This is a genomic window from Capsulimonas sp. (assembly GCF_039929585.1).
In the GTDB taxonomy this organism is placed as follows: domain Bacteria; phylum Armatimonadota; class Armatimonadia; order Armatimonadales; family Capsulimonadaceae; genus Capsulimonas.
Genome location: NZ_JBDSQY010000280.1, coordinates 1 through 10854 on the forward strand (window position 1 = coordinate 1; position 10854 = coordinate 10854).

Here is a 10854-nt window from a genome sequence, read left to right on the forward strand (position 1 = left end):
CACCGGCGCATGTCTGCTGGCGCTGGCGCTCACGAAAATGTGGGATCGCGGCGTGACGGGCCGCCGCTGGGCGATTGCGTCCGTCTCGCTGGCGGCGGTTCTTTCCGTCGGCGCGTTGTTTCCCTCGATCCTCTATTCCGTCGGCCTGAAGTATTCCAATCCTTCCAAGGATCGCACCTCTGAGCTTTACGGCTGGCCGGAGATGGCGACGCGCGTGGAGGCTGAGCGGCGCGCCATCGGCGGCGACCCCTTTGTGTTCAGCGTGAATTACCGGATGCCGTCCGAGATGGCGTTTTACCTGCCCGGCAAGCCCCAAACGTATTCGCTGTTTTTGCATGACCGGCCAAACCAGTATATGTTCTGGGAAACCTCCGACGAGCTGAAAGGCCGCAACGCCGTGTATGTGCACGACATCGAGACGATGGATCACCTGGACGATCTCAAAGCTGTGTTCACGCGCGTCGAACCGCAGCCCGCGCTGCTGCTTTACCGAGATCCGCCGTACGGCCGCAAGCCGATCCGAACGATCCAGATCGTGCGCTGTTACGGGTTTAAGGGATACGACCCGGCGAAGTGGCGGAAGGGCTGGTAAGCCCTTCCGTCAATCGCTTTCTCAGGCCGCCGCTTGTAGAGACTCGTCTGCCTCTCGCGCGGCGCGCAGCGCCGTTCCCCACCATTTCAGTTGATCCAGCATTAACGTGGCCGATTTCATGGCGCGTTCGGGATTGAGCAGCGCGCCGCTGGGATCGAATTGTTCCCAGGGATTGGCGAAGCTGACACAGTCGCGGATCGTCATGGCGTGCAGTTCCGCGAAGACGGGACGCAATTGTTCGACCGCGCGCAGGCCGCCGGAAACGCCGCCGTAGGAAACGAAGGCGACGGGTTTTGCCCGCCACTCGCTGTACACGGAATCAATTAAGAACTTCAGGACGGCGGGGTAGCCGTGGTTATATTCGGGCGTGACGATCACAAAGGCGTCGGCCTGCATGAGGCGCGCTTTCAGGGCGCGTAGCGCCTCGCTTTCCAGCTTTTGGTGGCGTGTGGGCAGGTCCAGCTTCGCTGGGTCGACAAGGTCCAGCGCGAAGTCGCCGCGCCGCAAAATCTCTGCGGCGATCCAATCGGCGATGGTGTCGCAAAATCGGCCTTCGCGCGTGCTTCCGTAAATCAGCGCGACGTTTAATTTCTCGTTCATCTTTTCCCTTTCCTGACTCTTTCTCTGTTCGTGTTGAAGTTCAGTATACAAGTTCAAGTGAACTTGAAGTCAAGAGGGATTTCGGGTATCTTTTGTGGATGGATAATCTCATCGCAATCAGTGAAGTTTCGCGCCGCAGCGGCGTGGCGGCCTCGGCGCTGCGGTTCTATGAGGAACTAGGCTTGATTACATCGCAGCGGTCCGGGGCGGGGCATCGCCGATATCCGCGCGCCGTTTTGCGTCGGGTCGCGTTTATCGTCTTTGCTCAGCGGATTGGAATGAGCCTGGACGAAGTTGCGGCGGAGCTGGCGAAACTGCCGGAGGGACGCGGACCGGAGGGGGAGGATTGGTCTCAGCTTTCGGGCGCCTGGACGGCGCGGATTGACGAGCGCATCGCCGAATTGCAGCGCCTTCGCGTGGGCTTGACGGCGTGCATCGGCTGCGGCTGTCTGTCGCTGGACCGCTGTCAGCTTGCCAATCCCGGCGACCGCGCCGCCCGATTCGGTCCTGGGCCGCGCCATTGGATCGGCGCGCCGCGAACCATAAATCTCACTCCTTCGTGAAAAGCTTAATGTCGATTTAACCTTCCCTTAACGCCCTCTTAACGTCGCGGTGATAGACTTTCCCCGGTCACAACGCCAGTGTCTTTGGAGGTCCGCCCGATGTTATCCACGCTCGTTCTTCTGCTCGCTTCCCACGGTTTGACCGCAGCCGCTGTCAAGCCCGCCCCGATCGTCAAGCCGCTCAAAACCGCCTCCCAAGCAACTGTGCCGGCGACTGTTCTCAACTTCAAGGATTTCTTCGAAACCAAAAATGGAGCGCTCGACTTTTCGGACAAGCTGAAAGGCTTGAATGGAAAGCATGTCCAAATTACGGGCTTTATGGCTCATATGGAGGACGCTCCCCTGGGCGCCTTCTATGTTTGTCCTCATCCGACGTTCTGCGACGAGGAAGGGGCCGGGACCGCCGATCTTCCTCCGGAATCGGTGCGCGTAATCGTTCGCAGCTTTAAGGGCCGCGCGATCGAGTTCGTTCCACGCCCCGTCCTCGTGACCGGCACGCTTCAGGTCGGTGCGCAGGAAGACGAGAAGGGCGATATCTCTCGCATTCGTATTATTCTGGATCAGGCGCCTCTGAAGGCGCCCGCCACACCCGTCAAAACTTCTCACAAATAAGCGCGCAAAGACGCCATTATCGCTAAGGAGACATCAATAATGCGATCGATCAACCGGCAATGTATTTGCCTCGGGCTCGCCGCCACCGCCCTGCTGGCGGGACACGCGAGCTTCGCGGCCCCGACCGTCTCGGTCGCGCCTGTCGACGGAGCCCGGTTCCTGTCCGACCAGCGCTTTGACATTCGAATTGAAGCCCTGCCGGCCGCCGGCGCGGTCACGCTGACCTCGCTGAAGATCGACGGCGCGAATGTCGCCCCGACCTCCAACGACACCGTCGCCGGCTACACGGGCTTCAATGTCCGCGGCTACCATGCGCCGACCGCCGCTGGTCTGCACACGCTGACCGCCGTCGTCACCGACGGATCGGGCAGCACCACCGCCACAGCAAAATTTGAAGTGATCAATCCGAACGGCAACCGCCGCCCGGCAAAGAACGTCATCATCATGCTCGGCGACGGCATGGGCGCCGCGCACCGCACCGCCGCCCGCATCGTCCGCTATGGCGCTGTGAACGGCCGCCCGCTCGGCTTCCTGAACATGGACAAGTTCCCAGGCACCGGACAGATCCTGACCGAGTCCTTGAACTCGATCATCACGGACTCCGCGCCCGGCATGTGCTGCTACACGACGGGCAACCATGCGTTCAACGGCCAGGAAGGCGTCTACCCCTCGCACTTGACGAACACGTTCGCTTATCCGCGCGTCGAGTACCTTTCGGAATATCTGCACCGCACCCAGGGCAAGTCGCTCGGGATCGTCTCAACCGCCGACATTGAGGACGCCACCCCCGCCGCCAACGCCGCCCACACAGGCAACCGCGGCGCCGGAACCGGCATCTGCGACCAGTTCTTCGACGAGCGCAACAGCACAGGCCTGACGGTTCTGCTGGGCGGCGGACGCCGCTGGTTCCTGCCGGCATCCGATCCTTTCTCCAGCCGCACCGCCTCCACCGACTATACGCCGCTCCCGGCCGACCTCGTGACGAAGTGGGGCGTTCCCGCGGGCGCCGCCGATCCGAGCCGCGACCTGATCGCCGATTTTACCGGTGACGGCTTCACCTACGTCACCGACCGCACCGGTCTGACCAGCGCCGCCGCGACGAGCGGTACGAAGCTGCTGGGCCTCTTTGGCTATGGCAACATGAATGTCGCGCTGGACAAGATCGCCAAGCAGCGCAACCCCGGCGTGACCGGCATTGTGGACGACTACCATGCGCCGAACCAGCCGATGCTGGACGAGATGACCGACGCCGCGCTGACGGTGCTCGCCAAGAACCCGAAGGGCTTCGTGCTGACGGTCGAAGGCGCGCATATCGACAAGCAGTCCCACGCGATGGACGCCGACCGCGCCATCTGGGAAACGATCGAGTTCGACGCCGCCGTCGCCAAGGCCCGCGCCTTCGCTGATAAAGTCGGCGACACCGTCGTGATCGTCCTCGCGGACCACGAGTGCTCCGGCTTCAGCATCATCGGCGCTCTGAACACGTCGATCGCGAACCTCAAGGCTCTGCCAAGCGACAAGGCCATCCTGGACCCGAGCATTCAGCCGAACCGCCAGAAGGTCGTCGGCACCTACGACGCCGCATCGTTCCCGCACTACGCCATCGCGGCGGACGGCTTCCCCGTCAACTCCGATATCGACGGCAAGCTGCTGATCGGTTACGGCGCGAGCGGCGACCGCTACGAGGATTGGCTGACCAAGCCGCTGACGATCATCGACAGCTTGGCGCCGAACAACATCAAGGCGGAACTCGCGACCAAAGGCTACACCGTTGCCCCGCGTGATCGCCATCCGGAGAGCGACAACGGCTTCTTCCTTCGCGGCCAGGCCGTGGCCGCCGATCAGGCCGTGCACACCGCCACTGACATTCCCGTTTCCGCTTACAGCTCCAGCAGCCGCGCCTTTGAGCAATTCATCGGCGTCCAGGAGAACACCGACGTGTTCTTCAAGCTCGCGAAGAGCGCTCTGGGCGGATATTAATTCGAAAGGCCACCCCCCATGCGTAATCGCATCATGCGAACTCTGGCCTTGGGAACCGTGCTGGGCGCTTGGGCGCTCGGCGCGGCGGCCCACGCCGACACCACGATCAACTTCGACGACGTTTACGCCGGCGAAGTGGTGAACAACACTTACAGTGTGTCTAAGGGCGTCTCGTTCGTAGGCGAAGGCGGCCCGTTCTACACGGACGTCCAGACCACCGACACGACATTCACCTCGGCGCCGAACTCGCTCGACGGCTCCCATGGCGCCGTCGACATCCTGTTCGATTCGACGAAGTACGGCGTGGGGATCGACAAGTTCTCCATCGACCTGGTCGCCGATCCACTGGGATATGGAAGCTCGAACGCAAGCTACAGCTTCTACGACAAGAACGGCGCGCTGCTCTTCTCGCTCGACAATATCGATCAGACGATCAGCCAGACGCTGACGTTCAACGGCCTCGGCGTCCAGAAAGTCGTTCTGGCCGGCGACGCCAACTACGATAACCTCACCTTCCACCCCGTCCCGGAACCGGGTACAGTCGCGGCTCTGTTCGTTGGACTGTCCGGCCTCGGCGCCCTGATGCTTCGCCGAAAGCGGCTCAGCTAACGCGCGCCCTCCTCACGACCTCATAGAAAACCCCGGCGCATCCGCGAGGCGGATACGCCGGGGTTTCTCTTGTTTTTTTACCTTTTTTAGCAGCCCAGGTTCTACCCACCCCGCGTATGACCTACCCCTGGCCTTTGGCCGACCCTGCGTGACCTACCCCGGCGCTTCGCGCCACCCCTCCCATGGAACTGGGAAGGGTTGGAAAGAGATTCTCGGACGAAAGCCGCCTGCGAAATCAAAATCCTATATACCCTTCCCAGCTTCATGGGAGGGGGCGGCCGAAGGCCGGGGGTGGGTCACTCAGGGGGCACACGGAAGGGGGGCGGTCCGGCCTCGCCCATAACCTCAAGAACCGAACTGTTCCCTCCGTCGTACGCGCTCGCTCTGCGATACGCAGCCCCACCACCCACAGCGGCCCATTGGCGTCGGCCACAATTGGGATCGAAGGTCGCTGCGCGCGGGGTATCTTTGCGTCCGTGAACAAATCCGAAAGCTTCTTGCTTTTTCCGTCAAGCCCTAACACATCCATCCGGTCGCCACTTTGCCAGCTGCGAACACACAGCGTCGGTAGGTCCACGCAATCGGCGTCCAGTGTCTCGGCGTATTCGGCATCGCTTTGCTCGGACGTTAGCCGCGCTTCGATCGTCCATTCGTTGAATGCGCAAACGCTGGGCAGATTGAGGGTAATGGGGGTGTTGACCGAGGCGATTGATTCGGGAAGACTCAGGATGATATGATCCTGCGTGAACATCAAGTGGCATGCTGGGGCGGGAAGAGTGATCGAGTAAGAACCGATCGTCGGATTGAGAGTGGCGGTGAGAAAGCTGGCGATGTGCCGTTCTTCAATGTCTTGTGCTGTTCCGCGCAGCCGCATGAGCGCCAGGCGCAAGGTTCGACGCTGAAGCGCCGCCGCTAGTTCCATGAGATGCTGTCGGGACAGAACGGTTTGGCGATCCGATGCTGACACTTGAATGGCGGTAAGTGATGCTTTCGTCTGGGACTGCAAATAAGCATCATCGATTGCGGCGTTTTGAGAGAGGCGAAGCAGCGCGGCGCGGACGCCCAGCGCGTAGTTCGTTTCCAATTCGGGCAGCAGCTCCAAACGGATTTTGTTACGCAGGTAGTGGCTGGGATCGATATTGGAGGGATCGCGCCGGGGAGAAAGGCCGTGTTCGGCGCAATAGGCTTCGACTTCGGAGCGAGTCGTGTCCCGCAATGGCCGAATGATATTGGCACGAGAGTAAGGGATGCCGCGCAGACCCTCAAGGCCGGAGCCGCGCAGGATACGCATGAGTATCGTTTCTACTTGATCGTCCTGCGTGTGTGCGGTTGCGACCCTGTCGGCGCTGAATTGTGCTGCCGCGCGCTGGAGAAACTCGTAGCGCGCGGAGCGGGCGGCGGCCTGCAAACCCGATCCCATGGAATGGGTGAGTGCGCCTGCGGCGAGAGTTTTGGAATAACAGGGGATGCCGCGCTCCGCGCAGAACGCCGCGACGAACGCGGCCTCGGCGGCGGATTCTTCGCCTCGGAGGCCATGGTCCAAATGGGCGGCGGAGAGGGCGGAGATTTGCAGTTCGGCTCGCAGCAAATGCAGGGCGTGCAGAAGGCTGAGTGAATCGGGGCCGCCGGAGACGGCCGCCATCACGCTCTGTCCCGGCCGCAGCAGATCGTGGCGATCGATCGTGTGGCGTAGAGTGTCCAAAAGCGCCATGGCGGCAGACATTTCTGTATCCGTGTCGGGGTTACGCCCGGCTAGATCGGCGGCGGGGGCGGCGGGCCGCCGGTGGTGTAGGTGAATCGGTCGGCGTTGACGGCGGTCGAAGTCCCGAACTCGGTCGAAACCAGAATATGCACCACGCCGACGTTTCCCGGAGGGGCGACGGCCTTGATCGTGGTGCTGGAAATGTAGGTGACGCTGGCGGCGGTGGTCGTCCCGAACTTCACGCTGAGGCCGGCGCTCGATGTCCCGAAGTTCGTGCCAGTGATCGTGATGATCGATCCGCCGGTGGAGGCTCCGTTGACCGGGTCGATAGCGGTAATGGCGGGCGGTGTGCCGCTGGGTGTGCTGCTTCCGCCCCCTCCACCGCCGCCGCCGCAGCCGGCGAGCAGTGCGATCGGAAGAACGGCGAGGACGCTCAGGGCGCAAACTCGGCGCAGGGAGGGATTCATTGAGATCATGATGATTTCCAACTCTTTCGGGTTCTTACGGTCGAGTTTTATTTGATCCGCTCGGCGAGAAGGCGGTTGACCACATCCGGCCGCGCCTTGCCCTTGGTGGCGCGCATGACCTGTCCGGTCAGGAACGCCATGCTCTTGTCGTTGCCGGCAAGAATCTTAGCCACGACATCCGGGTTTGCCGCGATCACCTTGTCGACTTCGGCGGCGATTGCGCCTTCGTCGTCCACGGCGGCCAGTCCTTCGGCTTCGACGATCTCCTGGGCGCTCTGTCCCGTTTCGAACATCTTCTCCAGGACGGTCTTGGCGACGCCGTTGGTGATCTTGCCGCTGTCGCGCAGCACGATCAAATCCCGCAGCGCGGCGGGCGTGATCTTGATCTGCGAAATCTCCTGGTTCGAGGCGTTGATCAAACGCGCCAGCTCACCGGTGACATAGTTGGCGATCGCCTTGGGATCGACGCCGTCGGTGGCGGCGGCCTCATAGTAGTCTGCCGTCGGCCGGGATGAAGTCAGGACGGCGGCGTCGTACGGGCGGACTCCATACTGTGTGACGAAGCGCTCGCGCTTGGCGTCGGGCAGTTCCGGCAGCGCCGCGCGGGCTGCTTCGATATCGGCGTCTTCGAAGTGCAGCGGCACCAGGTCCGGCTCGGGGAAGTAGCGATACTCCTGCTCTTCTTCCTTGAAGCGCATGTGATAAGTTTCGCCGCGCAGGTCGTTCCAGCCCAGGGTTTCCTGGCGGATGACGCCGCCTTCGTCCAGCAGCGCGCTTTGGCGCTCGACTTCGTACTGCACGCCTTTGAACACCGACTTGAACGAGTTCAAATTCTTGATCTCGGTCTTGACGCCAAACTTATCCGATCCCACGGGGCGGATACTGAGGTTCGGCTCGGCGCGCAGGTGTCCTTCTTCCATCTTACCGTCCGAGACGTTCAGATAGACAAGAATGGTGCGCAGTTTCTCCAGATACGCCCGCGCTTCCTCGGCCGAATGCAGATCCGGCGGGAACTCGGTAACGATCTCCATCAGCGGCACGCCGCTGCGGTTGTAGTCGACTTCGCTCTCATTGCCGCCCGCATGGATCAGCTTGCCCGTATCTTCTTCCAGGTGAACGCGGCGGATATGCACACGCTTCGATGAGCCATCCTCCAGCGTGATATCCAGGTAGCCGCTGTGGCCGATCGGATCGTCGTACTGGGAGATTTGATAGCCCTTGGGGATATCGGGATAGAAATAGTTTTTGCGCGCGAACAGGCAGTCCCGCGAGACCTGGCAGTTCAGCGCCAGCGCCGTGCGCAGCACGAGCTCCACCGCCAATTTGTTCATGACGGGGAGGGAGCCGGGAAGCCCAAGACAGACGGGACAGGTGCGCGTGTTCGGCGCGCCGCCAAACTCATTGGCGCACGCGCAAAACATCTTGCTTTCCGTCAATAGCTCGGCATGGCACTCCATGCCGATGACCGTTTCGTAATTGCTCATAAGGGGTTTCATCCTGGGAAGCGCCTAGTCTTAATGGATGACACAATTACGAGGATTTGCGCGGGAATAAAACCCGGCGAATCCCCGGTTATGAAACCCGGGTCTGGGAGCCTTCGGCTAAGCGTCCGTGCCGGACGCAAATGCCAGTTAATCGACAACAATTTTCTTCCGTCCGGCACGGACGGTTAGCGGCTCTTGCCGCTCCCAGACCCGGGTTTCATAACCGGGGCAAATATCCCGGTGATGAAACTCGCTTTCAACTGAGAACGGCTTCAATCTACAAGCTCGCGCGGCGTGTATGCCAGTCGGTCGATTGCTCGTAGGCGTGGGCCGCGCGGAGAAGGACTTCTTCGCCGAAGGCAGGGGCCATGATCTGCAGGCCGATCGGCAGGCCGTCGGCGAAGCCGCAGGGGAGCGAGATCGCCGGGATGCCGGCCATGTTCGCCGGGATCGTCAGGACGTCGCTCAGCTTCATCGCCAGCGGATCGCCGGTCTTCTGGCCGATCGGGAAGGCGACGGTCGGGGCGGTCGGCGACAGGATGACGTCATACTTCTCGAAGACCTTGTCGAAGTCTTGCTTGATCAGGGTTCGGACCTGCTGGGCCTTGAGATAGAAGGCGTCGTAGTATCCCGCCGAGAGTGCATATGTACCGAGCATGATGCGCTGCTTGACTTCGGGACCGAAACCTTCTTCGCGAGTCTTCTCGAACAAGTCGATGTGGCTCGTGGCGCGGGCTGTTCGGTGTCCAAAGCGAACGCCGTCGTAGCGGGCCAAGTTGGACGACGCTTCGGCGGGCGCTAAGATATAGTACGTCGGCAGGGCGTATTCGGAGTGGGGGAGGCTAACCTCCTCGGCGATGGCGCCGAGCGAGACGAGCTTATCCACGGCGGCTCGGACGGCGTCGGCGATCACGCCTTCGACGCCCTGCGCGAAGTACTCTTTCGGCACACCGATGCGCAGGCCCTTCACATCGCCGGTGAGCGCCTTGGTGTAGTCGGGCACGTCACGGACGATGCTGGTGCTGTCCATCGGGTCATGGCCGCTGATCGCGCCGAGCAGCAGAGCGGCGTCGCGGACGTCCTTGGTGATCGGTCCGATCTGATCCAGCGACGAGGCGAAGGCGATCAGGCCGTAGCGGCTGACGCGGCCGTAAGTCGGCTTGAGGCCAACGACGCCGCAGTAGGCGGCGGGCTGCCGGATCGATCCACCGGTGTCCGAGCCGAGCGACCAGACGGCCTCGCCGGCCGCGACCGACGCGGTCGAGCCACCCGAAGATCCACCGGGGACGTAATCTAAGTTCCAGGGATTGTGGGTTGGGAATAGGGCCGAATTTTCGGTGCTGCTGCCCATGGCGAACTCGTCTAAGTTCGCCTTGCCGACAAACACGCTGCCGGCGTCCTTGAGCTTCTCCACGACGGTGGCGTCGTAGGGCGGGTGGAAGCCGCGCAGGATCTTCGACGAGCACGTGGTCTCGACGCCGATGGTGCAGAGATTATCTTTGAGCGCCAGCGGGATGCCTGCGGCGGGGGAGACGGTCTCGCCGGCGGCGATCTTCGCGTCCACGGCGTCCGCCTGGGCGAGCGCCTGATCGCGCGTCACCGTCACATAGGACATCACTCGCGGCTCGACGGATTCGACGCGGTCCAGAACGCTCTGGGTCACTTCGCGCGCCGAGATCTCTTTGCTCTGAATCTTCTCAGACAGCTCGTGGGCTGTCAGTTCAAATAGTTCCAAAATGGGTTAGCCCTCCACGATCTGAGGGACGATGAAGCTGCCGTCGCGCTTTTCCGGCGCGTTCAGCAGGGCCTGATCGCGGGGGAGGGAAGGTCGAGCGGCGTCTTCGCGCAGCACGTTTTGCAGCGGCAGGGAGTGTGACGTCGGCGGCACGCCTTCGGTGTCGAGCTGCTGGAGCCGTTCGAATTGCTCCAGGATGCCGTTGAGATCGGTCGTGAGGCGCGTCTTCTCCGCATCGGTTAGCTGCAGCCGCGCGAGGAACGCGACGCGGGAGACTTCTTCCAAAGTGAGTTGAGCGGGCATATGATTCCTTCGTCGGGGAGACAAGCGCGGCTCATGCCGCGTTCTGACCCACAGTATACCCGCCGCCTCAGCGCTGACACCAGCTTTTCGCAGGATTTTGGCGTCAAAAACGCAAAAACGCGCCCCGGGATCACTCCCAGGGCGCGTTTGAATGTAGATAATATGGCGATCGTTCTACGGCTGAGGCGTGGAACGCGGCTTCTTCTT

At 61.9% G+C, this 10854-nt stretch carries 10 protein-coding genes and 1 pseudogene; 5 read left to right on the forward strand and 6 right to left on the reverse strand.

Going from position 1 to position 10854, the window contains the following annotated elements:
- Positions 1 to 592: pseudogene (locus ABIZ35_RS21130) on the forward strand (hypothetical protein); the annotation flags it as partial.
- A gap of 21 nt (positions 593 to 613) precedes the next feature.
- Here the strand turns inward: ABIZ35_RS21130 and ABIZ35_RS21135 are convergent.
- The gene (locus ABIZ35_RS21135; RefSeq protein ID WP_348221910.1) at positions 614 to 1192 is read right to left on the reverse strand and encodes an NAD(P)H-dependent oxidoreductase; all 579 of its coding nucleotides are present in this window, start codon (positions 1190 to 1192) and stop codon (positions 614 to 616) included.
- Positions 1193 to 1290: 98 nt separating this feature from the next.
- On the opposite strand from ABIZ35_RS21135, the gene soxR reads away from it, so the two are divergent.
- The 4 genes from soxR (at position 1291) to ABIZ35_RS21155 (ending at position 4956) form a co-directional block, all read left to right on the forward strand.
- Positions 1291 to 1755, forward strand: a complete 465-nt coding sequence (gene soxR / locus ABIZ35_RS21140) for a redox-sensitive transcriptional activator SoxR (RefSeq protein ID WP_348221911.1) — start codon at positions 1291 to 1293, stop codon at positions 1753 to 1755.
- Between the two features lie 99 nt (positions 1756 to 1854).
- Positions 1855 to 2367: a hypothetical protein gene (locus ABIZ35_RS21145; RefSeq protein ID WP_348221912.1), complete on the forward strand. Its 513-nt coding sequence runs from the start codon at positions 1855 to 1857 to the stop codon at positions 2365 to 2367.
- Between the two features lie 39 nt (positions 2368 to 2406).
- A complete protein-coding gene (locus tag ABIZ35_RS21150) occupies positions 2407 to 4347 on the forward strand; it encodes an alkaline phosphatase (RefSeq protein WP_348221913.1) in 1941 nt (646 codons plus the stop codon).
- A gap of 18 nt (positions 4348 to 4365) precedes the next feature.
- Positions 4366 to 4956, forward strand: coding sequence for a PEP-CTERM sorting domain-containing protein (locus ABIZ35_RS21155; RefSeq protein ID WP_348221914.1), 591 nt, complete (start codon positions 4366 to 4368; stop codon positions 4954 to 4956).
- Between the two features lie 262 nt (positions 4957 to 5218).
- Here ABIZ35_RS21155 and tilS read toward each other — a convergent pair whose 3' ends face one another.
- The 5 genes from tilS to gatC all read right to left on the reverse strand — a co-directional run bounded on the left by tilS (position 5219) and on the right by gatC (position 10647).
- Positions 5219 to 6679, reverse strand: a complete 1461-nt coding sequence (gene tilS, locus ABIZ35_RS21160; RefSeq protein WP_348221915.1) for a tRNA lysidine(34) synthetase TilS — start codon at positions 6677 to 6679, stop codon at positions 5219 to 5221.
- A 29-nt stretch (positions 6680 to 6708) separates the two neighbouring features.
- Positions 6709 to 7134 (reverse strand): IPT/TIG domain-containing protein, encoded by a 426-nt coding sequence (locus ABIZ35_RS21165; RefSeq protein WP_348221916.1) that lies wholly within the window; start codon positions 7132 to 7134, stop codon positions 6709 to 6711.
- Positions 7135 to 7172: 38 nt separating this feature from the next.
- Entirely contained in the window at positions 7173 to 8609 is a 1437-nt protein-coding gene (gene gatB, locus ABIZ35_RS21170; protein WP_348221917.1) for an Asp-tRNA(Asn)/Glu-tRNA(Gln) amidotransferase subunit GatB, read from the reverse strand.
- A 277-nt stretch (positions 8610 to 8886) separates the two neighbouring features.
- Complete coding sequence (gene gatA / locus ABIZ35_RS21175) at positions 8887 to 10344, reverse strand: Asp-tRNA(Asn)/Glu-tRNA(Gln) amidotransferase subunit GatA (protein WP_348221918.1); 1458 nt, start codon at positions 10342 to 10344, stop codon at positions 8887 to 8889.
- Between the two features lie 6 nt (positions 10345 to 10350).
- Entirely contained in the window at positions 10351 to 10647 is a 297-nt protein-coding gene (gatC, locus tag ABIZ35_RS21180) for an Asp-tRNA(Asn)/Glu-tRNA(Gln) amidotransferase subunit GatC (protein WP_348221919.1), read from the reverse strand.
- Positions 10648 to 10854: the final 207 nt, after the last annotated feature.